At 69.3% G+C, this 24827-nt stretch carries 23 protein-coding genes; 8 read left to right on the forward strand and 15 right to left on the reverse strand.

Annotated elements, in window-relative coordinates:
- Positions 1–84 precede the first annotated feature (84 nt).
- Positions 85–498 (forward strand): arsenate reductase ArsC, encoded by a 414-nt coding sequence (locus DEJ22_RS15685; protein WP_111228154.1) that lies wholly within the window; start codon positions 85–87, stop codon positions 496–498.
- Between the two features lie 16 nt (positions 499–514).
- Positions 515–1849: an FAD-dependent oxidoreductase gene (locus DEJ22_RS15690; protein WP_111228153.1), complete on the forward strand. Its 1335-nt coding sequence runs from the start codon at positions 515–517 to the stop codon at positions 1847–1849.
- Between the two features lie 25 nt (positions 1850–1874).
- On the opposite strand, the gene DEJ22_RS15695 is transcribed toward DEJ22_RS15690, so the two are convergent.
- The 7 genes from DEJ22_RS15695 to DEJ22_RS15725 all read right to left on the reverse strand — a co-directional run bounded on the left by DEJ22_RS15695 (position 1875) and on the right by DEJ22_RS15725 (position 8770).
- On the reverse strand, positions 1875–3125 hold the full coding sequence (locus DEJ22_RS15695) for an APC family permease (RefSeq protein ID WP_111228152.1): 1251 nt from the start codon (positions 3123–3125) through the stop codon (positions 1875–1877).
- Between the two features lie 358 nt (positions 3126–3483).
- Positions 3484–4848 carry a replicative DNA helicase gene (gene dnaB / locus DEJ22_RS15700; RefSeq protein ID WP_411914184.1) on the reverse strand — a complete coding sequence of 455 codons (1365 nt, stop codon included), beginning with the start codon at positions 4846–4848 and terminating at the stop codon, positions 3484–3486.
- A 556-nt stretch (positions 4849–5404) separates the two neighbouring features.
- Positions 5405–5857 (reverse strand): 50S ribosomal protein L9, encoded by a 453-nt coding sequence (gene rplI / locus DEJ22_RS15705; RefSeq protein WP_058728351.1) that lies wholly within the window; start codon positions 5855–5857, stop codon positions 5405–5407.
- Between the two features lie 14 nt (positions 5858–5871).
- Positions 5872–6129 carry a 30S ribosomal protein S18 gene (rpsR, locus tag DEJ22_RS15710; RefSeq protein WP_017887834.1) on the reverse strand — a complete coding sequence of 86 codons (258 nt, stop codon included), beginning with the start codon at positions 6127–6129 and terminating at the stop codon, positions 5872–5874.
- Positions 6130–6179: 50 nt separating this feature from the next.
- Positions 6180–6761: a single-stranded DNA-binding protein gene (locus DEJ22_RS15715; protein WP_111228151.1), complete on the reverse strand. Its 582-nt coding sequence runs from the start codon at positions 6759–6761 to the stop codon at positions 6180–6182.
- Positions 6762–6764: 3 nt separating this feature from the next.
- Positions 6765–7136, reverse strand: coding sequence for a 30S ribosomal protein S6 (rpsF, locus tag DEJ22_RS15720; RefSeq protein ID WP_058728349.1), 372 nt, complete (start codon positions 7134–7136; stop codon positions 6765–6767).
- 197 nt (positions 7137–7333) lie between these two features.
- A complete protein-coding gene (locus DEJ22_RS15725) occupies positions 7334–8770 on the reverse strand; it encodes a CCA tRNA nucleotidyltransferase (RefSeq protein ID WP_111228150.1) in 1437 nt (478 codons plus the stop codon).
- Between the two features lie 124 nt (positions 8771–8894).
- Between DEJ22_RS15725 and DEJ22_RS15730 the strand changes: the two genes are divergently transcribed.
- The 6 genes from DEJ22_RS15730 (at position 8895) to DEJ22_RS15755 (ending at position 17744) form a co-directional block, all read left to right on the forward strand.
- The gene (locus DEJ22_RS15730) at positions 8895–13085 is read left to right on the forward strand and encodes a DUF6049 family protein (RefSeq protein WP_111228149.1); all 4191 of its coding nucleotides are present in this window, start codon (positions 8895–8897) and stop codon (positions 13083–13085) included.
- A gap of 89 nt (positions 13086–13174) precedes the next feature.
- On the forward strand, positions 13175–14173 hold the full coding sequence (gene trxB / locus DEJ22_RS15735; RefSeq protein WP_111228148.1) for a thioredoxin-disulfide reductase: 999 nt from the start codon (positions 13175–13177) through the stop codon (positions 14171–14173).
- Positions 14174–14257: 84 nt separating this feature from the next.
- Positions 14258–14584 carry a thioredoxin gene (gene trxA / locus DEJ22_RS15740; protein ID WP_022832611.1) on the forward strand — a complete coding sequence of 109 codons (327 nt, stop codon included), beginning with the start codon at positions 14258–14260 and terminating at the stop codon, positions 14582–14584.
- Between the two features lie 190 nt (positions 14585–14774).
- Positions 14775–16079 carry an aminotransferase-like domain-containing protein gene (locus DEJ22_RS15745; protein WP_111228147.1) on the forward strand — a complete coding sequence of 435 codons (1305 nt, stop codon included), beginning with the start codon at positions 14775–14777 and terminating at the stop codon, positions 16077–16079.
- A gap of 40 nt (positions 16080–16119) precedes the next feature.
- On the forward strand, positions 16120–17082 hold the full coding sequence (locus DEJ22_RS15750; protein WP_111228146.1) for a D-alanine--D-alanine ligase family protein: 963 nt from the start codon (positions 16120–16122) through the stop codon (positions 17080–17082).
- Positions 17083–17279: 197 nt separating this feature from the next.
- A complete protein-coding gene (locus tag DEJ22_RS15755; RefSeq protein ID WP_181430966.1) occupies positions 17280–17744 on the forward strand; it encodes a YdcF family protein in 465 nt (154 codons plus the stop codon).
- Between the two features lie 1452 nt (positions 17745–19196).
- Here the strand turns inward: DEJ22_RS15755 and DEJ22_RS15760 are convergent.
- From DEJ22_RS15760 to rpmH, 8 genes are all read right to left on the reverse strand, one after another.
- Positions 19197–20177 carry a ParB/RepB/Spo0J family partition protein gene (locus DEJ22_RS15760; protein ID WP_111228144.1) on the reverse strand — a complete coding sequence of 327 codons (981 nt, stop codon included), beginning with the start codon at positions 20175–20177 and terminating at the stop codon, positions 19197–19199.
- Complete coding sequence (locus DEJ22_RS15765; RefSeq protein WP_284174742.1) at positions 20177–21070, reverse strand: ParA family protein; 894 nt, start codon at positions 21068–21070, stop codon at positions 20177–20179. Before DEJ22_RS15765 ends, DEJ22_RS15760 begins: the two co-directional genes overlap by 1 nt.
- A gap of 81 nt (positions 21071–21151) precedes the next feature.
- Complete coding sequence (gene rsmG / locus DEJ22_RS15770) at positions 21152–21796, reverse strand: 16S rRNA (guanine(527)-N(7))-methyltransferase RsmG (protein WP_111228142.1); 645 nt, start codon at positions 21794–21796, stop codon at positions 21152–21154.
- Positions 21793–22302 carry a Jag family protein gene (locus DEJ22_RS15775; protein WP_111228141.1) on the reverse strand — a complete coding sequence of 170 codons (510 nt, stop codon included), beginning with the start codon at positions 22300–22302 and terminating at the stop codon, positions 21793–21795. The genes rsmG and DEJ22_RS15775 overlap by 4 nt, the downstream gene beginning before the upstream one ends.
- Positions 22303–23265: a membrane protein insertase YidC gene (gene yidC, locus DEJ22_RS15780; RefSeq protein WP_111228185.1), complete on the reverse strand. Its 963-nt coding sequence runs from the start codon at positions 23263–23265 to the stop codon at positions 22303–22305.
- 8 nt (positions 23266–23273) lie between these two features.
- Entirely contained in the window at positions 23274–23669 is a 396-nt protein-coding gene (gene yidD, locus DEJ22_RS15785) for a membrane protein insertion efficiency factor YidD (RefSeq protein ID WP_111228140.1), read from the reverse strand.
- Positions 23666–24028: a ribonuclease P protein component gene (rnpA, locus tag DEJ22_RS15790; RefSeq protein WP_111228139.1), complete on the reverse strand. Its 363-nt coding sequence runs from the start codon at positions 24026–24028 to the stop codon at positions 23666–23668. Before rnpA ends, yidD begins: the two co-directional genes overlap by 4 nt.
- Before the next feature lie 61 nt (positions 24029–24089).
- Positions 24090–24227, reverse strand: a complete 138-nt coding sequence (rpmH, locus tag DEJ22_RS15795; protein WP_019181680.1) for a 50S ribosomal protein L34 — start codon at positions 24225–24227, stop codon at positions 24090–24092.
- Positions 24228–24827 lie beyond the last annotated feature (600 nt).

A 24827-nucleotide genomic window follows, 5' to 3' on the forward strand; every position in this document is an offset into this window, starting at 1 on the left:
CCGGAACATCGGTAGTCGTCAATATTGACGCGTGTCGATGTTCCGGTGCATGCTGGCCCCACCACGACCCGAGGAGCACGCCCGATGTCCGACCAGCCCACTGTCCTGTTCGTCTGCGTCCACAACGCCGGCCGCTCCCAGATGGCCGCCGGATACGCCAAGGCCATCGGTGGGGACCGCATCCGCGTGCTCTCCGGCGGCAGCGAGCCCGGCAACCAGATCAACCCGACCGCGGTCGCAGCGATGGCCGAAGAAGGCATCGACATCACCGGCAACACCCCGCAGCTGCTGCTCACCGACGACGTCCGCGCATCGGACGCTGTCATCACGATGGGCTGCGGCGACGCGTGCCCGATCTTCCCCGGCAAGCGGTACGAGGACTGGGAACTCACCGACCCCGCCGGGAAGGGTATCGACGAGGTCCGGCCCATCCGCGACGACATCAAGCGCCGCGTGAGCGCGCTCCTCGCCGAGCTGCTGCCCGAACCGACCGCCTGACCAGGAGGCAACCGTCATGACGCTCACCCTCACCGTCCCGCCCCGTGCTGACGCGAACCGTCTGACCGGACTGCCCGTCGCGGTCATCGGCGCCGGCCCCGTCGGGCTCGCAGCCGCCGCGCACCTCCTCGAGCAGGGCCTCCCCGTCGTCGTCTACGAAGCCGGCGACTCCGTTGGTACATCCGTCCGGGCGTGGGGTCACACCAGGCTGTTCTCCCCGTGGCGGTACGTCATCGACGACGCCGCCCGCCGACTCCTCGAACCCACCGGCTGGACCGAGCCCCGCCGGTCCTCGCTGCCGACCGGCCACGACCTCGTCAGCCAGTACCTCGAACCCCTCGCCCAGACGCCTGAGCTGGCAGCGGTGATCCGGTGCGGCGTCCGTGTCGACGCCGTGTCTCGGCAGGGCATGGACCGCACCCGCTCCACCGGCCGCGCCGACACCCCGTTCCTCCTCCGCCTCCACACCGCCGACGGCGTCGAGGACGTCACCGCCCGCGCCATCGTCGACACCTCCGGCACGTACACGTCCCCGAACCCGTTGACCGCCGCCGGCCTAACACCCGCAGCGGACCTCGGCGACAGTGTCGTGCACGCTCTCCCGGACGTGCTCGGTGCTGACCGGGCGCGGTTCGCTGGGAAGCGGGTCCTCGTGGTGGGTGCCGGCCACTCGGCCGCGAACACGCTCATCAAGCTCGCCGCCCTCGCGAAGGACGAACCAGGCACGGCCCTGCTGTGGGCGATCCGGAACGCCGGCACCGCACGCCTCGGCGCAGACGCCGCCGACGGGCTCGCCGCCCGCGGGCAGCTCGGCTCCAACGTCCACGGCCTCGTCGAGTCCGGGCAGGTCGAGCAGCTCGCGTCGTTCGAAATCGACGACGTCCGCCCCGACGGCGACCAGGTCACCGTCGGCGGCCGCCGTGCCGGTGAGGCATTCGCGGTGACGGTCGACATCGTCGTGAACGCGACCGGGTTCCGACCCGACCTCGACATGCTCCGCGAGATCCGCCTCGGCCTCGACGACATCGTCGAAGCGCCCCGGGCGCTCGCGCCACTGATCGACCCGAACCTGCACTCCTGCGGCTCCGTCCCCCCGCACGGCGTCGCGGAGCTGGCTCACCCGGAACCGAACTTCTTCATCGCCGGCATGAAGTCCTACGGCCGCGCCCCCACATTCCTGCTCCTCACCGGCTACGAGCAGGTCCGCTCCATCGCCGCGGACCTCGCCGGCCACCACCAGGCCGCCCGGGACGTGCAGCTCGTCCTCCCCGAGACCGGCGTTTGCTCCACCGACATCGGCGGCTCCTCCACCGACATCGGCGGCTCCTCGTCAGGGTCCTGCTGCTCCTGAGCGCCCGAGGCGCCTGTGCCGGAGGTCAGCGCACGCGGAGCCGGACTGCTCGGTAGAGCAACCCGACGGCGAGGACGATCACGCCGGCGATGATCGACGGCACCGGGAGCGCTGCCACCAGGACGACGCACCCGATCGCACCGGCGATCGCGAGGAACCGCGGGTAGCGGCGGTGCGCCCTGTCCTGGGTCCACGCGGAGGCGTTGGCGATGAAGTAGTACAGGAGCACCCCGAAGCTAGAGAACCCGATCGCACCGCGGAGGTCGGTGACCGCCACCAGGACGCACACGATCACGCCGAGGGTGATCTCCGCCCGGTACGGCACGCTGAACCGCGGGTGGACGGCGGCGAACCATCCCGGGATGTCCCGGTTCCTCGCCATCGCGAGGCTCGTCCGGCCGATTCCGGCGATCATCGCCAGCAACGCACCGAGCGCTGCCGCTGCTGCACCGATCCGGATCACGACCGTCCACGGACCACCGGCGAGCCCGGCGACACCGCTGAGGGGTGCGCTCAGCGCGGCGAGTCCTGCCGAGCCGAGCGCGTGGAGGGCGGAGGTCGCGACGAGGGCATAGACGACCAGGGCGATGGTCAGCGCGGTCGTGATCGCCCGCGGGATCGTCCGTGCCGGGTCGATGACCTCCTCACCCATCGTCGCGACGCGGGCGTAGCCGGCGAAGGCGAAGAAGAGGAACCCCGCTGACTGCAGCACCCCGTGAGCGGTGACCGGCGGGCCGGCTTGCACGGCGGTGGTGCCGGTGTGGGTGAAACCGATGACGACCGCGGCGGTCAGGGCGAACAGCGACACCGTGACGAGGATGCGGGTCAGCAGTGCGGTGCGGGTGATGCCAAGAGTGTTGACGACCGTTAAGGCCAGCACGGCGAGGATCGCGACCGGTTTCGCCCAGGGCGCGGGAACGGCGTAGGTGGCGAACGTGAGCGCCATCGCCGCTGAACTGGCGGTCTTGCCGATCACGAACGACCAGCCGGCAAAAAAGCCCGCCCACTCCCCGAGCCGTTTCCGCCCGTACACGTACGAGCCGCCCGAGGTCGGGTACTGCGCGGCGAGCTGCGCAGACGACGTCGCGTTGCAAAACGCGATGAACCCCGCGATCATCAACCCAACCAGCAGGCCACCACCCGCAGCAGCAGCCGCAGGACTGAACGAAGCGAAAATGCCCGCACCGATCATCGACCCGAGCCCGATCACGACTGCGTCCCCGAGCGAGAGCCGACGCGCGAGCGTGCCCGCGCTCGGCCGCCCCTGCTGGCTCACGCGCTGCCGTCCTGCTCTGTTTCGCCCATTCCAGAAGTCCTACCAAATCCGAGTGACGTCGAGGTATCTGACGCTCTTCAAGCGCTGTCTCAATAGACGGTCCGCCTGTGGACCCCGGGGCGCTTGCGGGTGCTTCGGACTCCTGCGGCTTTGCTCTGGAGCGAACCCTGTCTCACATAGGTGGTCCGCGAACAATCTCAGTGCGCGCACGTCATACGGACGCCTCGCGACGCACGAAGGCTGAGCCGGGCGCTAGTCCACGTTGCCGCTCGGTGCTGCCAAACAACGGGTCCACATCCGTATTTCAGACAGGCTGGGTGGCAGTCGGACAAGTCAGCTGGCGGACGACAACAGAGCCCTACTGCGGCATGTCGACAAACCGCGAGAACATGCCGTGGAACGCCACCGTGATGGTGTCCGTCGGCCCGTTGCGGTGCTTCGCCACGATGAGGTCCGCCTCACCCTGCCGCGGGTTGTCCTTCTCGTACGCCGACTCACGGTGCAGCAGGATGACCATGTCGGCGTCCTGCTCGATCGACCCGGACTCACGCAGGTCCGAGATCATCGGCTTCTTGTCGGCACGCTGCTCGGGACCACGGTTCAGCTGGGACAGCGCGATGACCGGCACACCGAGCTCCTTCGCCATCAGCTTGAGCGCACGCGAGAACTCCGAGACCTCCTGCTGACGGCTCTCGACCTTCTTGCCGGACGTCATCAGCTGCAGGTAGTCGATGACCACGAGCTTCAGGTTGTGCTGCTGCTTGAGACGACGGCACTTCGCCCGGATCTCGACCAGGGTCATGTTAGGGGAGTCGTCGATGAAGAACGGTGCGTCGTTGATGCGCCCGCGGGTCTGCGCGATCGTGGTCCAGTCGCGGGAGTCGACGGTGCCCTTGCGCATGTTCTGCAGCGGCACGCTCGACTCGGCGGAGAGCAGACGCATGGCGATCTCGGCGCGCCCCATCTCGAGCGAGAAGAACGCGGCGGTCTGGTCGTGCTTGAGCGCCGCCGCACGGCACAGGTCGAGCGCGAGCGTCGACTTGCCGAGCGCGGGGCGCGCGGCGACGATGATGAGCTGTCCGGGGTGGAACCCGTTCGTCAGGGCGTCGAGGCCGCTGAACCCGGTGGGGACGCCGGTCATCTGGCCGTCACGGCCCTTGGCGGCCTCGATCTCGTCGATGGCGGCGCCGATGGCGTCGGTGAGCGGCACGTAGTCCTCGGTCTGCACGCCGCCGGCGACGTTGTAGACCTCGGCCTGGGCGCTGTTGACCAGGTCGGTCACCTCGCCCTCGGACGCGTAGCCCATCTGCACGATACGGGTGCCGGCGTCGACGAGGCGGCGGAGGACGGCCTTCTCGGCGACGATCGCGGCGTAGTAGCCGGCGTTCGCGGCGGTCGGCACCATGCTGGTGACGCTGTGCAGGTACTCGGCGCCGCCCGCACGGGACAGCAGACCGGTCTTCGTCAGCTCGTCGGTGACGGCGATCACGTCGGTCGGCTCGCCGTGCGAGTAGAGCGACAGGATCGCGTCGAAGATCACCTCGTGCTTCGGGATGTAGAAGTCGACGCCGCGCGCGGTCTCGATGACGTCGGCGACGGCGTCCTTCGACAGCAGCATGCCGCCGATGGTCGACTGCTCCGCGAGCAGGTCGTGCGGCGGCGTCCGTTCCATCCCACGGTCGGCCATGTCCTGCGGGGACGGATCGAGATGCGCGATCGACACACGGACTCCTCTTGTCGTCAACGGTGCGGACCGCAGCCCGCACCCGATTCCTACCCCGGACGACCGACATCCCCCGACGGCGCCGAGTCGCTGGGCCAAGCTACGGGGACAGAGTTATCCCCAGCAAACAGGCCTGTGGATAACTCTGTGGAGACATTGCGGAACACGCCGAGCCCCCATGTGTACAACTGTGGACGATCATGTGGACAAGTCTGGCAGCGAACACACGTTCGACCGCTTGATCTGGGCTTTTCGGTTCCACACCGTGTGTGGAAAACCGTGGTTCAAGTACACCTTGAAGGTTGTGGAATCAGGCGTTTCGACTGTGTAGAACGACTTGACAAGGGACCCACCTGTGGGGAGCGTTCTCGGGCTGCTCCCAGGAGACCGGGCACTGCCGCGGCGGTAACCAGTCAACCCAGCGCGGGCGGCGCGTGCGACGCGAGCCGTGCCTCCAGACCGACGGACGAGACGTCGCCCGGCACGAGACGGCCCGCGCACGACGAAGGGCGGGCCTCCCGGAGGAGACCCGCCCTTCGACGGTGTTCGTGCAGCCTTACTTGGCGGCGACGACCTGCAGGGAGATCACCGCGGTGATGTCCTCGCGCAGACGCACGGTGGCCTCGTGGTCACCGACGGTCTTGATGGTCGCGGGGACCTCGACCTTGCGCTTGTCCAGCGAACCGACGCCCTGCGCCTGGACCGCGTCGGCGACGTCCGCCGGGCGGACCGAGCCGAACAGACGGCCGTCCTTGCCGGCCTTGACGGTCAGCTTGATGGTCGCGTTCTCGAGCTTCATCTTGAGGTCCTGGGCCTCTTCGATGGTGGCGAGCTCACGAGCGGCACGGGCCGCACGGATCGACTCGACCTGCTTCTCGCCGCCCTTGGACCACGCGACAGCGAAGCCCTGGGGGATGAGGTAGTTGCGGGCGTAGCCGTTCTTGACGTCGACGACGTCACCGGCGGAACCGAGGCCGGAGACCTCGTGGGTGAGGATGAGCTTCGACATGGGAAGTCCTCCGATCAGCGGCCGGAGCCGGCGTAGGGGAGGAGCGCCATCTCACGGGCGTTCTTCACGGCACGGGCGATGAGGCGCTGCTCCTGGACGGAGACGCCGGTGATGCGACGGGCGCGGATCTTGCCACGCTCCGAGATGAACTTGCGAAGGGTCGCGACGTCCTTGTAGTCGATGACGCCGACCTTGATCGACTTCGCGGGAGCGGCGTTCTTGCCGCCCTTGCCGCGAGGCTTCCGGCGGTCGCCGGTGCTCTTTCCAGCCATTGTTTGTCCTTAGAGAAGAAGAAGTTGTGTGTCCGTCAGACCGCTGAGGATCAGAACGGGGTCTCGTCGTCGTACGAGCCGCCGGGCTGGCTCCACACGTCGTTCGACTGTGCGTTGCCGCCCTGCTGGCCGCCCTGGGGCGACCACGGTGCGTCCGACTGACCGCCGCCGTTGCTGTTGCCGTTCCAGCCGCCGCCGTTGCCGCCGCCCTGGCCACCACCGGAAGCGTTGCCGCCCCCGACCTGGCCACGACCGCCGCCGGAGCCACCCGCAGCACGGGTGACCTGTGCGGTCGCGTAGCGGAGCGACGGGCCGATCTCGTCGACCTCGAGCTCGATGCTCGTGCGCTGCTGGCCCTCACGGTCCTGGTAGGAGCGCTGACGCAGACGGCCCTGCGCGATGACGCGCGAGCCCTTCGTCAGCGAGCCCGCCACGTGCTCGGCGAACTCGCGCCACACGCTCGCACGGAGGAACAGCGCGTCGCCGTCCTTCCACTCGTTCGCCTGACGGTCGAACGTGCGAGGGGTGGATGCGATGGTGAAGTTCGCCACCGCGAGCCCGTTCTGCGTGTAGCGCAGCTCGGGATCCGCGGTGAGGTTGCCCACCACCGTGATGACGGTTTCGCCGGCCATGACTTACTCGGCGCTCGCGGTCGCGTTCGCGGCCTTGCGGGCCGCACGGGCCTCGTCGCGCTGCTTCTGCGCGGCGACCTGGGCGATCGCCTCTTCGGCGCGGAGGACCTTCGTGCGGAGCACGGCCTCGGAGAGACCGAGCTGTCGGTCGAGCTCCTTGGCGGCCTCGGGCGTCGAGGTGAAGTCGACGACGGCGTAGATGCCCTCGGACTTCTTCGCGATCTCGTAGGCCAGGCGACGACGGCCCCAGACGTCCACGTTGTCGACGGTGCCACCGTCGTTGCGGATGACCGCGAGGAACTTGTCCAGGCTGGGAGCGACGGTGCGCTCGTCGATCTCGGGGTCGAGGATCGCCATCAGTTCGTACTGGTGCATGCGGAACCCACCTCCTTTGGTCTCGGCGGCTCCGGGCGGTTCCCGGAGCAGGAGGGTTGATGCATGTGTCCGGACACGCAGGAGCGCGCGGACAACCCCACTAGCCTAGCTCACGGCCTGGAGGCGCGCCACCGGCTGTGGAGAGCACCCGACGTCCGTCAGGCGGTCGCGTCGGGGCCGGACGGCGTCTCCCGGCTTCAGGCCGTCGCGTCGCGCTCGGCCCACCAGGCGCGCAGGCGCTGCTCGGCGTCCTCCGGACCGAGGGGTCCCTCGTCCATCCGGACCTCGAGCAGGAAGCGGTACGCCTCGCCCACCGCACGGCCCGGCGGGATGCCGAGGATCCGCATGATGTCGTCACCGGTCAGGTCCGGACGGATCGAGTCCAGTTCCTCCTGGTCGGCCAGCGCCTTGATGCGGTCCTCGAGGTCGTCGTAGGCAAACCCGAGCCGGTCGGCCTTCCGACGATTGCGCGTGGTCACGTCCGACCGGGTGAGCTCGTGGAGCCGCTCGAGCAGGGGGCCGGCGTCGCGGACGTAGCGGCGGACGGCGGAGTCGGTCCACGCGCCCTCGGTGTAGCCGAAGAACCGCAGGTGCAGCTCGATCAGACGCGAGACCGCGGCGATGGTGTCGTTGTCGAAGCGCAGCGCGCGGAGTCGCTTCTTCGCGAGCTTGGCGCCGACCAGGTCGTGGTGGTGGAAGCTCACGGCCCCGCCGGGCTCGAGCTTCCGGGTCGCGGGCTTGCCGATGTCGTGCAGGAGCGCCGCGAGCCGCAGCACGGTGTCCGGGGCCTCGCCCGGGTGCCGCTCCGCCTCGTACCCGATCGCCTGGGTCAGCACCGTGAGCGAGTGCTCGTAGACGTCCTTGTGGTGGTGGTGCTCGTCGATCTCGAGCCGCATCGCCGGCAGCTCGGGCAAGAAGCGCTCGGCGAGCCCGGAGTCCACCAGCAGGCGGATGCCCGCGACGGGCTCGGACGTGTCCAGCAGCTTGACGAGCTCGTCGCGCACCCGCTCGGCCGAGACGATGCCGATCGAGTCCGCGAGCTCGGCCATCGCGTCGCGGACCTCGTCCGACACCGTGAACCCGAGCTGCGAGGTGAAGCGGGCCGCGCGCATCATGCGGAGCGGGTCGTCGCGGAACGAGACGAGCGCGGCCTGCGGCGTGTGCAGCCGCTCGGCGAGCAGGTCCTCGACGCCGCCGTGCACGTCGACGAGCTCGCGCTGGGGGAGTCGGAGCGCCATCGCGTTGACCGTGAAGTCGCGGCGGAGCAGGTCGTCCTCGATGGTGTCGCCGAACGCGACCTCGGGCTTGCGCGTCGCACCGTCGTAGACGTCGCTGCGGTAGGTGGTGACCTCCACCTGCTCACCGGCGACCCGGGCGGCGATCGTGCCGAACTGCCGACCGACGTCCCAGGTGGCGCTCGCGATCGGCTCGACGATGCGCAGGACGTCGTCGGGCCGGGCGTCGGTCGTGAAGTCGAGGTCGGTGACCGGGCGACCGAGGAACGCGTCGCGCACCGGACCGCCGACCAGGGCCAGCTCGTGTCCGGCGTCGGCGAACGCCCGAGCGAGGAGGGCGACGGGCTCGGTGGATGCGAGTGCGTCGAGTCGTTCGACGGCCTGGGCAACGGACTGCATGACGGACCTCATCTTCCCAGATGACCGTCCACGAGTTCTGCACAACCCGAGCGCGCACGGGATCGTCCCCGTCTGTGCCTCATACACTCGTGCTCGGCCGGAACCGACCCTCGGGCCCTCCTGTATGCAGATCTTCCGCTCCACGCTCGCCGCCGCCGCGACGGCCCTCGTCGCCATCGGCCTCGTCGCCACGCCTGCTGCGCACGACGCGGTGCACGCGGCCACCGCGAGCACGACCACCACCAGCACGGTCGCGCCGGATGCGCGGGGGACGGGGAAGACCACGGTCTCGGTCGCCCCGGCCGACCGCGGCATCGTCCGACGCGACGAGGACCTCGAACTCACGGTCACGGTCACCAACGACACCGACGCCGAGGTCCCCGCGGGCACCGTCGAGCTCGACATCTTCCGCTCCGAGAGCACGCGCGACGTCCTCTCCGACTGGTTGAGCGACACCAGCACGACCGGTTACCTGGGCGCCCCGATGGACTCGGCCGACGTCCCCGCGGTCCCGGCGCACCGATCGGTGACGCAGACGGTGACCATCGTCCCCGGCAACGTCGCGCTCGGCGGGTACTCGTCGTTCGGCGCCCGCCGCATCGCCGCGGAGTACACGGCCGGCGACACGGTCGCCGTCGCCCGGTCCGCCATCACCTGGTACCCGGACTTCCAGCAGAGCCCCGTAGGCGTCTCGGTCGCGATGCCGATCACGCTGCCGAGCACCGTCGACGGTGTGATCGGCGCGAACGACCTCGCGGCGGCAACCTCGGTGGACGGCACCCTCACGCAGCAGCTCGACGCCGCCGTGGACCACAACGTCGCCGTCGGTGTCGACCCGAGGATCATCGCCTCGATCCGGCTGCTCGGCGAGAACGCCCCGTCCAGCGCACGCACCTGGCTCGACCGACTCGAGGGGCTCCGGAACGAGACCTTCGCGCTGCCGTACGCCGACGCCGACGTCACCGGGCTGCACCAGGCCGGCGCGGACGGCATCCCCGGCGTGGTCTCGCTCGACCAGGAGGTCGAGGAGCAGAACTTCCCCGGCGCCAGCACCCCGACCCCGACCCCGACGGCGACCGGTACGCCGACGGCCTCCGCCAGCGCGGGTGCTTCCCCGGACAAGACCTCGGACGCGACGCCGGCCCCCTCGGACGACGCGACCGGCGGCGCCCAGGACGGGGCGGGCCAGGACGGCACGGGGCAGGACGTGACCGGCCAGGACGAGACCGACGACACGACCTCGACACTGCCGACCACCGCCAGCCTGCTGGACTTCCCCTACGCGATCGACGACCTCGCCTGGCCGGTCGAGAACACCGTGGCCACGGACGACCTGCCCGCACTGGCGAAGGCCGGCACCACCACGACGATCGTCGCGAGCGGCAACACCTCGGCCGGCCCGGACACCACCGTCGCGGCCTCCGAGCGCATCGGCGACCAGAAGGTGCTCGTCGCCGACCAGGGGATGTCGGCGCTGCTCCGTGACGCCGCCGACGCCACCGACCAGCGCGACCACGACGCGGCCGTGGCCGAGCTCACCGCGACCCTCGCGACGGCAGCCCGTGCCGGCAGCGCACAGAGCCCCGTGCTCCTGACCCTCGGCCGCGAGTGGCCGACCGACTCCTCGATGCTGAGCAGCGCGCTCGACGCGCTCGAGGGCACGCCCTGGGTCTCCCCGGCAGACCTGTCGACCGCGGCGAAGGCCACCGCCGGCTCCCTCACGCTGGCGCCCGAGGACGACGGGTCGGAACGACTCGACCAGCTGCGCCGTCTGGTCGAGAGCGAGCGGGCCATCACCGCCTTCGCAACCGCGGTCGACGACCCCACGACGGTCACCGCCCCCGCACGGCTGCGGCTCCTCGCCCTGTCGTCCAACGCATGGCGCGACGAGACCGACGACCTCACCACCGCCGTCGACAAGCAGGTCCGGACGTGGACCGAGACCACCGACCAGGTCAGCATCCCCGACTCCAGCTCGCTGACGCTGCTCGGGGACCGCTCGTCGCTGCCGGTGTCCGTGCGCAACCGCACGGACTACCCGATCACGGTGCGCCTGAACGTCCAGCCGTCGAGCTCGGCGCTGCAGGTCGTGCGGAACGACATCGAGGTGAAGCTCCAGCCGCAGTCCTCCGCCCGCACGACCGTCCCGGTGCGGTCGGTCGCGAACGGCACGGTCAGCCTGACCATGTCCCTGACCACGCCGACCGGGGTCACCGTGTCGCAGCCGACCACGGTCGAGCTCAACGTGCAGGCGCAGTGGGAGACGGTCATCACCGCCGTGGCCGCGATCGGTCTGGTCGCGATCTTCGGCTTCGGGATCTTCCGCAGCGTCCGGAAGCGGATCCGCCGTCGCAACGGTGAGCTCGACGACGAGGACGACGACGACCCGAACCGTCCGCTCGAGGTCCAGCCCGACGCCCCCCGCACGACCGCCCGGTCGGGAGGCCCGTCCCGCGTCCCACAGGCGGCACCCGCCGCAGGGGTGGTCGGCACCGCTGCCGCGTCCGGTCCCACGCGTGCCGCACCGCAGCAGGACGGTGCGCGTCCTGCGGACGCGACCGAGGCCGACCGAGGCGAGCCGCGCCTCCAGGCCGGCCGACACGATCAGGGCGACGCCACCCCCGATGCCGAGGAGCCGATCATCAGCACGCAGCAGCAGCCCGCCGTCGACGCGGAGCCCGCGGCCGAGCGGAACCTCGGACGGGCGAGCGCGATGCTCGCGGCGGGCACGATGCTCTCGCGCGTCCTCGGCTTCGGCAAGACCTTCGTGCTGGCGTACGCGATCGGCCAGGCGCACTCGCCGGGCGCCGACGCCTTCGCCCTCGCGAACCAGCTCCCGAACAACATCTACGCGCTCATCGCGGGAGGCCTGCTCTCCGCGGTGCTCATCCCGCAGATCGTGCGGTCGATGCAGCAGAGCCGCGACGGCGGTGCAGCCTACGTCAACAAGATCGTGACGCTCGGCGCCACCGTGTTCGTCGTCATCACGATCGTCGCCACGGTCCTCGCGCCGTTCCTCGTCTCCCTCTACAGCCAGCAGGCCACCGGCGACGGCAAGGGCTTCACGCCGGCCCAGACGGACCTCGCGGTGGCGTTCGCCTTCTGGTGCCTCCCGCAGATCCTCTTCTACGCGCTGTACTCGCTCCTCGGCGAGGTCCTCAACGCCAAGCAGTACTTCGGCCCCTTCACGTGGGCACCGCTCATCAACAACGTCATCGCCATCGCCGGCCTCGTCGTGTTCATCGCGATGTTCGGTGGTCAGGACGTCAACTCCTCGGTCGACGGCTGGACGCCGCTCAAGATCGCGGTGCTCGCGGGGAGTGCCTCGCTCGGCGTCTTCGCGCAGGCCGCGTTCCTGCCGTTCTTCTGGAAGCGAGCCGGCCTGTCGTTCCGCCCGGACTTCCGCTGGCGGGGCGTGGGCCTGAAGGCGACCGGCACCGCGGCCGGGTGGCTGTTCGCGATGATCCTCGTCACGCAGCTGGCGGGCATCGTGCAGTCGCGCGTCGCGTCGCTCGGCACGGGTGCCGCGGGCAACGCGGTGCTGCAGAACGCCTGGTTGCTGTTCATGCTGCCGCACTCGATCTTCGCGGTGTCGATCGCGACGGCGTACTTCACGCGGATGAGTCACGACGCCGGCCGCGGCGACCTCGACGCCGTCCGGCGCAACCTGTCGCTGTCCCTGCGGATCGTCGGACTGTTCACGGTGTTCGCGTCGGTGGCGCTGATCGTCGTGTCCGTGCCGTTCGGGCGCATGTTCGCCGGCACCTTCGAGCAGGCGCTCTCCATCGGCGCGGTGCTCCTCGCCTACATGCCCGGCCTGGTCCTGTTCAGCATGCTGTTCATCATCCAGCGGGTGTTCTGGGCGATGCACGACCACCGCACGCCGTTCCTCATGCAGTGCGTGCAGTCGGTGCTCTTCGTCATCGGGGCCCTGGCCGTCGCGACGTTCCCGCAGAGCATCGTCGGCGTCTCGATCGCGGCGTGCACGACGCTCGCCGGCACGGCGCAGACGATCATCGCGCTCGTGCTCGTCCGTCGTCGCCTGAACGGCATCGAGGGCCCCGTGGTCACCCGCTCCCACGTGCAGTTCGTCATCGCGGCGCTCATCGCGGGTGTCGCCGGCGCGGCCGTCGTGTACGCCCTCGGTACCTTCTCGCCGGACGGCTTCGCGATGTCCGACCGGACCGGCGCCTTCGTCACGATCGTTCTCGCCGGCGGCGTGATGGCGCTCGTGTACTTCGGTGCCCTGGTGGTGTCGAAGAACGGCGAGATCGCCAACGCGGTCGCACTGCTCCGCAGGCGTCTCGGACGCTGACCGGCGGCTGTCCGCTCACCGGTGGGGCGGAATGTCCCGCCGGTACCATGTGTTGACCCGGTCAGCACTCAACGGAAGGGCAGCGAGGCATGCGCCAGCTCATCATCATCGGTTCCGGTCCCGCCGGGTTCACCGCCGGCATCTACGCCGCGCGCGCAGAGCTCAAGCCCCTGATCGTCGCGTCGAGCGTCGAGACCGGCGGCGAGCTCACCAAGACCACCGAGGTCGAGAACTTCCCGGGCTTCCCCGAGGGGATCCAGGGCCCGGACCTCATGATCAAGATGCAGGAGCAGGCCGAGAAGTTCGGCGCCGAGGTCCTGTACGACGACGCGGTCTCGGTCGACCTGACCGGCGAGGTCAAGAAGGTCACCGTCGGCTCCGGCGAGACGTACGAGGCCCTCGCGGTGATCTACGCGACCGGTTCGGCGTACCGCCACCTGGGTCTCGCTGACGAGGAGCGGCTGTCCGGCCACGGCGTCAGCTGGTGCGCGACGTGCGACGGCTTCTTCTTCCGGCAGAAGAACATCGCCGTCGTCGGCGGTGGCGACTCCGCGATGGAGGAAGCGACGTTCCTCACGCGCTTCGCCGACAAGGTCACGGTCATCCACCGCAAGGACACCCTGCGTGCGTCGAAGATCATGCAGGACCGTGCGATGAACGACCCGAAGATCGAGTTCGCGTGGAACAAGGAGGTCACGGGCATCCAGGGCGAGTCCGCCGTCACCGGCGTCACCCTGCAGGACACCGTGACGGGCGAGGAGTCGGAGCTCGCGCTCGACGGCCTGTTCATCGCGATCGGCAACGACCCGCGCACGCACCTCATCCACGGTCAGATCGACATCGCGCCGGAGGGCACCATCGCCGTCCAGGGCCGCTCGTCACGGACCAACCTGCCGGGTGTCTTCGCCGCGGGTGACGTCATCGACCCGACCTACCGCCAGGCCATCACCGCCGCCGGTTCGGGAACGGTCGCGGCGCTCGACGCGGAGAAGTACCTCGCCGACCTCGACGACGCGATCGTGGACCAGGCCGAGGGCGTCACGCCGGAGGGCCCGGCGATCATCGACGTCGAGGCCGCCCGGGTCTGACCCCACCCGAACACCCCAGCGGCCCCACCGGAATACCGCAGCGGCTCAGCCGTTGTACCCACTGAACTTCTCGAAGGAGCACACATGTCCAACGCCAAGGCCGTCACCGACGCCACCTTCTCGGACGAGGTCCTCAAGTCCGACAAGACCATCCTCGTCGACTTCTGGGCTGAGTGGTGCGGCCCGTGTCGCGCCGTCTCCCCGATCCTCGACCAGATCGCCGCGGAGCACGCCGACAAGATCGAGATCGTCAAGCTCAACGTCGACGACAACCCGCAGTCGGCCATGAACTACCAGATCACGTCGATCCCGGCGATGAAGGTGTTCAAGGGCGGCGAGGTCGTCAAGACCGTCATCGGCGCCAAGCCGAAGCCCGCGCTCGAGGCGGACCTCGCGGAGTTCCTCGCGTAGTCCGACCTGCAGTGCCGAACGGCCCCGTTCCTCGTCAGAGGGCGGGGCCGTTCCTCGTCCCTGGGGACGCGGGCGCCCTGCACACGGGCGGAACGGGGCCACTGCTTCAGGATCGGCCCGCTCCTCCCACCGCGGATCCGGTGACCGATGTCGTAGTGTGGCGGGAATGTCCCACTGAACGGAGCACACGATGACGAACGGCAACAGCCTCGACCCCTGGTACGACTCCTACGCCCAGCGCACCGCCGGGCTGAGCGCCTCCGAGGTCCGAGCCCTGTTCGCCGTGGCATCGCGGCCCGAGGTGGTCTCGCTCGCCGGCGGCATGCCGTACGTGTCCGCGCTGCCGCGCGAGCTCGTCACCGGGTCGATCGACCGCGTGATGACCGAGGACGCCGCCATGGCGCTCCAGTACGGCGGGGGACAGGGTCTCCGCTCCCTCCGCGAGCACATCGTCGACGTGATGAGCCTCGAGGGCATCCGCGCGAGCGCGGAGGACGTCGTCGTGACCACCGGTTCGCAGCACGCGCTCGACCTCGTCACCCGGCTCTTCATCGACCCGGGCGACGTCGTGCTCGCCGAGTCCCCGTCCTACGTCGGTGCCATCGGCGTCTTCCGCTCGCACCAGGCGGAGACGGTGCACGTCACGACCGACGAGCACGGTCTGGTGCCCGAGGCCCTGCGCGAGGCCATCGCGAACCTCCGGACCCAGGGCAAGCGGATCAAGTTCCTCTACACGATCCCGAACTTCCACAACCCGGCCGGGGTCACCATGAGCCGCGAGCGTCGCATCGAGGTGCTCGACATCTGCCGCTCGAACGGCATCCTCGTGCTCGAGGACAACCCGTACGGGCTCCTCTGGTTCGACGAGCCCGCGCCGCAGGCGATCCGCTCGATCGACGACGAGGGCGTGGTCTACCTCGGCTCCTTCTCGAAGACCCTCGCGCCGGGGTTCCGCGTCGGTTGGGCCCTCGCACCGCACGCCATCCGTGAGAAGCTCGTGCTGGCCAACGAGTCCGCGGTCCTCGCGCCGAACTCCTTCGGGCAGTACGTCGTGAACGCCTACCTGGACGCCGCGGACTGGAAGGGGCAGGTCGACACCTTCCGGGGCCTCTACGCGGAGCGCAGGGACGCCATGCTGTCCGCCCTGGGGGAGTTCCTGCCCGACCTGTCGTGGACGAAGCCCAACGGCGGCTTCTTCGTCTGGCTGACGCTCCCCGAGTCACTCGACTCGAAGGGGATGCTCCCGCGCGCCGTCAAGGAGCTCGTCGCCTACACCCCCGGCACGGCGTTCTTCGCCGACGGCCGCGGTGGTGGCAACATCCGCCTCTCGTTCTGCTACCCCACGTCGGAGCAGATCCGCGTCGGCGTCAAGCGCCTCGCGACCGTGATCAACGACGAGCTCGAACTGCTCGAGACGTTCGGGCACGCCACGCGCCCGAGTGCGGTCACCGAGTCGCGTTCCTCGGTGGTCGCGCCGCCGCCCAACGTCTCCTGACCAGCACTTTTCCCGCTCAGTTCCACCGGAGGACCCTCGCATGGCCGAGCTCACCCGTCGTCACGTCGTCGTCGTCGCGGGAGGGATCTCCCACGAGCGCGACATCTCACTCCGCTCGGGCCGCCGCGTCGCTGACTCGTTGACCGGGTACGGCTGGCGGGTGGACCTCCGCGACGCGGACGCCTCGCTGCTGCCGGCACTGCGGGAATCCCGGCCGGACGTCGTCTGGCCAGCGCTGCACGGCGCCTCCGGTGAGGACGGTGCCCTGCGCGGCGTCCTGGAGGCACTGGACATCCCGTTCGTCGGCTCACGTTCCACGTCTGCCCGGCTGGCATGGGACAAGCCCACAGCCTCGGCATTGGTCGCCCGAGCTGGTGTCCGGACGCCTCGGGCCGTCACGCTGTCGCACGACGTCTTCCGTGAGCTCGGCGCGGTCGGTGTCCTCGACGCCATCGCCGCCGAGCACCCCGTTCCGCTCGCCGTGAAGCCGGCGCGTGGGGGGAGTGCTCAAGGCGTCACCCTGGTCGAAGACGCCCACGACCTCCCGCGTGCGATGGTGACGGCGTACACGTACTGCGACGACGTCGTGGTCGAGCAGCTCATCCGCGGGACCGAGGTTGCCGTCGGCATCATCGACACGGGCGATGGCCCCGTCGCTCTCGCCGCTGTCGAGATCGTGCCGAAGAGCGGAACGTACGGGTTCGAGGCCCGGTACAACGCGGGGGAGACCACCTTCTTCACCCCCGCTCGACTATCCGAGGAATTCGCTCGCGCCGCGTCCGAAGCCGCCGTCGCGGCGCACACCGCACTCGGCCTCCGTCACGTCTCGCGCGTCGACCTGATCATCGATGCAGCGGGCACGCCGTGGTTCCTCGAGGCCAACGTCCTTCCGGGACTGACCGAGACCTCTCTCGTGCCGCAGGCACTCAGTGCGTCCGGATTCGACCTGGGGTGGACCTACGCGGAGCTCGCTGAGCAGGCCATCCGAGATCACCGCAGCTGAGCATGCGGCGACAGCGCAAGGGCAGTGTTCCACGTGGAACACTGCCCTTCGTCATCTTGTCGCCGCTCATCGTGGCCGTGCTCTTCGGTGAAGTGGCGCACGCTCTCTCGTCGAGGTCCGCCCGGAAGGCCCTCGGTCCGCGGCCAGGACAGGACGGCCAAGGGACACCGCGAGGAGACGGTACGACAGCCGTCGTCGTGCTCGGCTTCTCGAACGCGGGATCGACAGCCAATGCCGTGAACCGATGGCGGGCGCGGATCGCCGTTCGGACCGCGCGGCGATACGAAGCCATTGGCGACGTGGTGGTCATCGTCTGCTGCGGGGGAGCGGTGCGCGCAACGGTCCCAGAGGCGGACCTGCTCGAGGCGGCGGTGCGCGATCTCGGATGGACCGGCGAGGTCCGCACGGATCGCGAGAGCACCACCACGTGGGAGAACATCGCGAACGCTCGGCCCCTCATCGCCACGGTCGACCGTGTCGCAGTCTGCTCGAACGGGCTCCATGCCGCGAAGGCTCGCGAGTACCTCCGCCGCCTGGATCCCTCCCTGGCTGCGCTGCTGGTGCCCTCGTTCGACTACCGCGTCGGCGAGATGGTGTGGGCGAAACCGGTCTTCGCTGCTGTCGGGCTGTGGAAGCTCCTCCGCCTCCGCCGTTCCACGTGAAACACTCGAGTGATTCGTTGGGCTGCCCGCCGAGAACCGGCTCCGATTCCCCTTCGCTGCGCCGTACGCGGGCTGGTTGCCGATCGGCGCTCTGACACGATCACCCAAAGGTCGACGATGATGAACCCAGGTGGTGCGCTCCGCCGCGGCGTCCGCCACACGCCGATTCGTTCGCGGGCTGGACACAGCGCCGATGGACGCGGAGCCGGATCCCGCCGCGGGCTGCTGGTCCTGTGCGCCAGCGCGTCACATACGTCGTCGGAGCGCTGGCGTCGGGGACGTCCTCGTTCTCTCTTGGTGGAGAGAAACCTCATCTGGGCCGTCCCGCACTCCGCTCCTCCCCGTGGGGGGACGAGCGCATCACAGCATCCGTTCGATCCCGCAGGTGCCCGCTCGTCCGTAGCCTCGGTCGCCGCGGCCCTCACCTCGTAGGTTCGGCGCGCCGCGTACCACCTCCGGAGTCCCCAGTACCCCGATCGACCGTGCACGGCCCCCTCATGCAGTTCGCGAGCGTGTGAAACCCACCGACGGGGACCATCGCCTCTTCTGCAGTGCACCACGATTCGACCAAGCGCCCGATAGGTCGGCAGGATCGCGTCGCATCGCCCGCCCGATGTGCACCGTCGACCGGAGCGGTGATTACGCTCATGCCGCCGTGTGCGTCGGCGCCCACCCCGCGGACCCCACAACCACGCGCCCGCCGCCGCCGGCCCCGGCCCGCACCGCTGAGCGCAGGTCCGGTCGACTGCCGTCCGTCGGCAGTCGACCGACCATGGGGGGCGGGCGGTTGCTGTCACCGGCGAATCGTTCCGACCGCAAGCAATCGAGTGCCGTCATCCCGCGCCGCACCTGCCCTGCGCTCCGGTGCCGACGGGCCCGGGCGCCACCCTCGTGCAGGGCGGACCTCCGGAAACGCCACGAGCCCGTCATCGCACCGCGGGCGCACCTCCTCAGGCGAAAGGACTGTGTCGTCGGTGGTCAGTGGGCTACTCGATTGCGGTGCCGCAGACGGCCACCGGGTTCTGCGAACTCCCGGGTCCGGTTCCCGCTTGCTCCGGCAGTCCTCCGTGCATCTCGCGATTCGAGGGAGCTGAACGAGCGCTACTCGGGGGGTTGCCTCCCGACGATCGAGGTCCGCAACCGTCCCGAGCGCAGCGCCGCCACGATGCGATCACGCGTCCGCCTTGTGCGTCCTACAGAGTCCCGCGTACTTCCGTCATGCATCCCCACCCGCGATGGCTAAACGTTTCACGTGGAACGGCGTGATCGAGAGGAGGTTTCACGGAATCGGGACGTACATCCGCACCCAGCACAGGTCTCGGAGCGCCTGAGTGCCTCTCTGGCGCCGGAACACGCGCCGCACCACCCCCGATCGCCCGCACGGCGGATCGGCCCTCAGACGGGCGCTCAGGCGCTGCTGGCCCTCCGCCCAGGCGACAAGCGACGAAGGGCCTATTCAGCGATGTCGCGAATACCGAGCTCACCGAGGATGCGGTTGAGGTCGTCACCGTTCGCAAAGTCGATCGTCACTGAGCTCTTCCGAGCCCCCACTGCGATCTTCACGCGGGTGTTCAGGCGATCACCCAGGCGTTCTGCGAGGTCGTTGAAGTGGGCCTGGCGCTTCGATGGCTCCGCCTTCGGCTTGACCGGCGTCTTCGCCGCGAGCTGCTGTGCGATCGCCTCTGCTGCGCGGACGGAGAGGTCCTCGTTCACGATCTTCTCGGCGAGGTACTCCATCGCTTCCGCATCAGGTGCAGCCAGGATCGCTCGGGCGTGGCCGGCCGACAGCACGCCGGCAGCAACGCGCCGCTGCACGGGGGAGGGGAGCCGGAGCAGACGAATGGTGTTCGTGATCTGCGGACGCGACCGTCCGATCCGCTGCGCGAGCTGCTCCTGCGTGATCCCGAAGTCCGCGAGGAGCTGCTGGTACGCCGAAGCCTCCTCGAGCGGGTTGAGCTGCGCCCGGTGGAGGTTCTCGAGCAGAGCGTCGCGGAGCATCGCGTCGTCAGGAGTGTCCTTCACGATCGCGGGGATGGTCGGGAGGCCGAGCTCCTTGGTGGCGCGGAGCCGTCGCTCGCCCATGATGAGCTCGTACTGCGGGTCGGTTCCGGTCGCGCCGGCGATCGGCCGAACGACGATCGGCTGCAGGACGCCGATCTCGCGGATCGAGTGCACGAGTTCCTGGAGCTCCTCCTCGCGGAACTCCTTGCGCGGCTGCTGGGCGTTGGGCACCACGTCGAGCGGGTTCAGGTTCGCCAAACGGGCACCCGGGACGGCGACCAGGTCCTCCGCTGTGGAACCGCCGGCGGTCGGGGCGGACGCAGGGGAGCCGCCCGTGGGGAAGAACACGTCGACCGGCCGGTCCTGCTGGTCGCTCGCCGTGGGGATCAGGGCGCCGATGCCTCGTCCGAGTCCGGTCCGCTTGGGTGCCATCAGTCTTGCGCTCCTCGTGCTGCGATCTCGGCGGCCGCCTCCAGGTAGGACAGCGACCCGGACGAGTTGACGTCGTAGGACACGACACTCTGCCCGTAGCTCGGTGCTTCGCTCACCCGCACCGATCGGGGGATCACGGCGTTCAACACCTGGTCACCGAAGTGTTCGCGAACGTCCGCTGCGACCTGGTTGGACAGGTTCGTGCGTCCGTCGAACATGGTCAGCAGGATGGTCGACACCCGGAGGTTGGGGTTGAGGTGCCGCTCGATCAGCTCGATGTTCCGCAGGAGCTGACTGAGCCCCTCGAGCGCGTAGTACTCGGTCTGGATCGGGATCAGGACCTCCTGCGCGGCGACGAACGCGTTGATGGTGAGGAGGCCCAGCGACGGCGGGCAGTCGATGAAGACGTAGTGGTACGGCTCGTCGAGCGACGACAGGTACTGGTCGAGCGCGGTGCGCAGCCGCTGCTCACGGGCGACCAGCGAGACGAGTTCGATCTCGGCGCCGGCGAGGTGGATCGTTGCGGGTACGCACCAGAGGGTCTCCGACTCGGGGGAGCGCTGCACGGCGTCCGCGATCGGTGCTTCGTCCACGATCACGTCGTAGATGCTCGTGACCTCGGCCTGGTGGTCGACGCCGAGCGCGGTCGAGGCATTGCCCTGGGGATCGAGGTCGATGACGAGCACCCGAGCACCACCGTGCGCGAGCGCGGCGGCCAAGTTCACCGTGGTCGTCGTCTTGCCGACGCCACCCTTCTGGTTCGACACCGTGAACACTCGAGTCCTCGGCGGCAGCGGGAACTGCTGCGTCGCGATCGCTCGACGGCGACGGTTCAGGTCAGCGATCTCGCGAGCAAGCGGCGTCGACGCGTCGTAGTCGGTCGATGAACTCAACGAAGGCCTCTTCCCCGGTTCGATGTTCCACGTGGAACGAAGGGCTTGTGGTGTTCGGTGGAGCCGAGCCCAGCCGCAGCGTCAGTCAACTGTAGCCCGGAAGACTCGCGTGGTCTCGTCGACCACACCGTCCCCGAGCTCCAGGACCTCGACGTCACTCAGGCGCTTGCGCAGGATCACCTTGCGCGCCTTCTCGATCTCCTCGCCGACGCGCGCGCCCTTCATCAGGATCAACTGCCCGCCCGAGCGAACCAGCGGCACCGTGAGCGGGATGAGCTTCGAGAGCGCGCTCACCGCGCGTGCCGTGACCTGGTCGACCACGACCTCGTCCGCCACGTCTTCGGCGCGGCCACGGAGGACGGTGACGTTCTCGAGGCCGAGACGCTCCGACTCGCTGTTCAACCAGTCACAGCGCCGCTCCATCGGCTCGATGAGCGTGAAGGACACGTCAGGCCGCGCAACGGCGAGCACCAGGCCGGGTAGTCCCGCTCCGGAGCCGACGTCGGCAACGCGACCGTCAGCCTCCAGGAGGGGCGCCAACAGCGCAGAATTGAGGATGTGTCGAGTCCAGAGGCGCGGCAGCTCGAGCGGGCCGATCAGGCCGAGCTCCTCGCCACGTCGGGCGAGGTCCTCCGTGAACGAACGAGCCAGCTCGATGCGGTCCCCGAACAGCGCGACGGCAGCTGCCGGTTCCTGCTCGAGAACCGGCGCGGGTGCGTCGGTCATCGCGTGACGACCGTGTGCCGGTCTCGTCCCTCGCCCTCGGACTCCGAGCGGAAGCCCTTCTCGGCGACCAGGTCGTGCACGAGCTTGCGCTCGTAGGACGACATCGGGGGGAGTGCCGCCGAGGCAGAACCGGCCTCGATGCGCTCCACGGCGGTGTCGACGAGCCGCTGGAGCTCGGTCGCGCGGGCGTCACGCGAGCCGCCCACGTCGAGGATGAGACGGCTGAACTCGCCCGTCTCCGCCTGCACGGCGATGCGCGTGAGCTCCTGCAGCGCCGACACGGTGTCGGGCTTCGACAGGACGCGCAGGGCGCCGCCCTCGTCGGTCACCGAGAGGTAGACGCGGCCAGCTCGCTCCTCGATCTCGATGTCGCCGTCCAGGTCGCAGATGTCGAGGAGTTCCTCGATGTAGTCGGCGGCGATGTCCGCCTCGTCACGAGCGTCGTCGTCGACGGTGACGTCGTCGACGGGAGCCTCGACGGTGGCTTCGGTGTCCTGCTCGGTCACTTACTTCTTCCCGTTCTTCTTGGAGCGGTTCTTGCCGACGGGCTGCTGGCGCTGCGTGGTGACCCGGACGGGCTCGACCTCGACGGCGGCCGAACCGGCACCGGCCTCGGCCAGCACCGGGGTGCCACGGCGCTGCGCCTTCTTGGCGAGGCGGGCCTCGCGGGCCAGGGCGGCCTCGGAACCGGGCGTCGGCATGCTGCGGATGACGAAGTACTGCTGCGCCATCGTCCAGACGTTCGAGGCGAGCCAGTAGAACATGACACCGAGGGGGAAGCTCAGACCCGAGATCACGAAGACGAGCGGGAGGATGTACAGCATCATCTTCTGCTGCCGGTACATCGGGGACGCCTTGGTCTCCGGGGACATGTTCTTCGCCACCAGCTGCAGCTGCGTCACGAACTGCGACGCGGTCATCACGACGATCATGACGCCGGCGATGACGCGGACCTCCCACCCGGAGGCGTTGGTGAAGGTCTCGTGCAGGGGAGCCCCGAACAGGGCGGCGTTGCCGAAGTCCTGCGCGAGGGTGTTCGTGAGCAGGCCGATGCCCGTCTTGTTGATCTGTGCCTCGTGCAGCACGGAGTACAGCGAGAAGAAGATCGGCATCTGGATGAGCAGCGGCAGGCAGGAGCTCAGCGGGTTCGTCCCGGTCTCCTTGTAGAGCGCCATGGTCTCGCGGCTCATCGCCTCACGCGAGAACTGGTCCTTCTTGCCCTTGTACTTGTCCTGGATCTTCTTCAGCTGCGGCGCGACCTCGAGCATCCGTCGCTGCGACTTGATCTGCCGCACGAAGATCGGGATCAGCGCGGCGCGCACCACGAAGGTCAGGAAGATGATCGACAGCACCCAGGTGATGCCGGCCGACGGGTCCATGCCGATCGACTCGAAGATCCAGTGGAAGGCCACGAGGATCGCCGAGACCACCCACTTCAGTGGCCAGAGGATCGTTCCGATGAAGTCCATGAGGACGGTCACGCCTTTCGAGTGCGCTGGGGGAGCAGGACCGGACGACGGGCATCGCCGGACGGCTGGGGGTGCTGCTGGGTCGGGGGGAGCACGAACCCGAACCGGGTCAGGCGGTACGGACGGTCGCGCTCGCGCACGTCGTCGATGCCACCGGCGGCCCAGGGGTTGCACCGGGCGATGCGCCACGCCCCCATCGCCGACCCGCGCACGACGCCGTACTGCTGGATGGCCTCGAGCGCGTACCGTGAGCACGACGGGTGGTAGCGACAGACGTTCCCGTACAGGGGAGAGACGACGGCCCGGTAGGCACGCAGCACGACGACGCACACGTTGCGCGGGAGCAACGCGACGACCCAGGCCAGTCGGTTCAACGCCAGCCGGGTCCACTGGATGCGGTTCATGCTGCCTTCTCCACCCCGCGCGCGAAGGAGCGCGAGACGTCTTCGAGCAGGGTAGGCCATCCGGCCTGCGCTGCGGCTGGCAAGGCCCTGATGACCACGTCGTGGCCGGTGGGGACCTCGATCAGCAGCTCGTGCGCGATGGCCTTGAGTCGACGCCGGACCGCGTTGCGGGTCACGGCGTTGCCGACCGTCTTCGCGACGATGAACCCGAACCGCGTCGGACCGTCCGCGGTCGGCTCGGCACCCGGCGGGCGTCGGACCACGGATACGACGACGTGCGCCGTGGCGCTCCTGCGACCACGACGCACGACGGACCGGTAGTCCTCACCGCGGACGATGCGGTTGGCGCGTGCCAACACGACCGCTACCGGGTTCCGGACGACGACCGGACCGGGACGAACCCGATCAGGTGCGACCCGATCAGGCGCTGAGCTCGGTGCGGCCCTTGCTGCGGCGCGCGGCGAGGATGGCGCGGCCGGCGCGGGTGCGCATGCGGGCGCGGAAGCCGTGCTTCTTGGCGCGGCGACGGTTGTTCGGCTGGAAGGTGCGCTTGCTCATGATGATCTCCACACGGCTGCGCTGGAGGAGGCTCCGCGCGAACCGACACGTATGTCTGTACAGCCGCTCGACGAGGCCGAACGACGCGATGGGCGCGACCAAGTGGCCGCAGTCAACTGGTTAACGGTACGTGACAGCGGCGAGCAGGTCAAACGGTCGCCCGGGCCGCGCTGCCGGGGCCCCGGCGCACGATCATCATCCACATTGGGGAAAACGTGCGTTCGGTACGACTCACCCCGACCCTTTACAGTGGGGTGATCGATCGGCCCGTTCCGCGGAGCGACGGGGGAGTCCCCCTCTCGCACCTGTCCGGGCCGTCGTGGACAGGACTGTGGACAACCCTGTGGAACACTTCCGCGGGACGATGGTGGTCCGGACCGACGACGGTGCCGTCCGGACACGACCGCTGTCCGAGCGGCGCGGAGGACCGAGAGCGCTCTGAGCGCCCACGGGAGGACGGGCCCGGCCCGACCCACGCCCCGCACCGCCGGAGCGGACAGAACGACCCGGGGGCACGACACCACCGTGACCCCGAGCCCGACCGACACAGCGGACGACCCAGTCACCGAACGAGACAGCGAAGCAGGAGACGAGCGCGAC

Origin of the sequence: Curtobacterium sp. MCSS17_007 (assembly GCF_003234175.2) — a bacterium.
Taxonomy (GTDB): Bacteria; Actinomycetota; Actinomycetes; order Actinomycetales; family Microbacteriaceae; genus Curtobacterium.

Excerpts from the sequence above, each read along its gene's own strand:
- DEJ22_RS15685 (WP_111228154.1), top strand. The coding sequence starts at position 85 with ATGTCCGACCAGCCCACTGTCCTGTTCGTCTGCGTCCACAACGCCGGC.
- DEJ22_RS15690 (WP_111228153.1), top strand. The coding sequence starts at position 515 with ATGACGCTCACCCTCACCGTCCCGCCCCGTGCTGACGCGAACCGTCTG.
- rplI (WP_058728351.1), bottom strand. The coding sequence starts at position 5,857 with ATGTCGAAGCTCATCCTCACCCACGAGGTCTCCGGCCTCGGTTCCGCC.
- rpsR (WP_017887834.1), bottom strand. The coding sequence starts at position 6,129 with ATGGCTGGAAAGAGCACCGGCGACCGCCGGAAGCCTCGCGGCAAGGGC.
- DEJ22_RS15715 (WP_111228151.1), bottom strand. The coding sequence starts at position 6,761 with ATGGCCGGCGAAACCGTCATCACGGTGGTGGGCAACCTCACCGCGGAT.
- rpsF (WP_058728349.1), bottom strand. The coding sequence starts at position 7,136 with ATGCACCAGTACGAACTGATGGCGATCCTCGACCCCGAGATCGACGAG.
- DEJ22_RS15725 (WP_111228150.1), bottom strand. The coding sequence starts at position 8,770 with ATGCAGTCCGTTGCCCAGGCCGTCGAACGACTCGACGCACTCGCATCC.
- DEJ22_RS15730 (WP_111228149.1), top strand. The coding sequence starts at position 8,895 with ATGCAGATCTTCCGCTCCACGCTCGCCGCCGCCGCGACGGCCCTCGTC.
- trxB (WP_111228148.1), top strand. The coding sequence starts at position 13,175 with ATGCGCCAGCTCATCATCATCGGTTCCGGTCCCGCCGGGTTCACCGCC.
- trxA (WP_022832611.1), top strand. The coding sequence starts at position 14,258 with ATGTCCAACGCCAAGGCCGTCACCGACGCCACCTTCTCGGACGAGGTC.
- DEJ22_RS15745 (WP_111228147.1), top strand. The coding sequence starts at position 14,775 with ATGACGAACGGCAACAGCCTCGACCCCTGGTACGACTCCTACGCCCAG.
- DEJ22_RS15750 (WP_111228146.1), top strand. The coding sequence starts at position 16,120 with ATGGCCGAGCTCACCCGTCGTCACGTCGTCGTCGTCGCGGGAGGGATC.
- DEJ22_RS15760 (WP_111228144.1), bottom strand. The coding sequence starts at position 20,177 with ATGGCACCCAAGCGGACCGGACTCGGACGAGGCATCGGCGCCCTGATC.
- rsmG (WP_111228142.1), bottom strand. The coding sequence starts at position 21,796 with ATGACCGACGCACCCGCGCCGGTTCTCGAGCAGGAACCGGCAGCTGCC.
- yidC (WP_111228185.1), bottom strand. The coding sequence starts at position 23,265 with ATGGACTTCATCGGAACGATCCTCTGGCCACTGAAGTGGGTGGTCTCG.
- yidD (WP_111228140.1), bottom strand. The coding sequence starts at position 23,669 with ATGAACCGCATCCAGTGGACCCGGCTGGCGTTGAACCGACTGGCCTGG.
- rpmH (WP_019181680.1), bottom strand. The coding sequence starts at position 24,227 with ATGAGCAAGCGCACCTTCCAGCCGAACAACCGTCGCCGCGCCAAGAAG.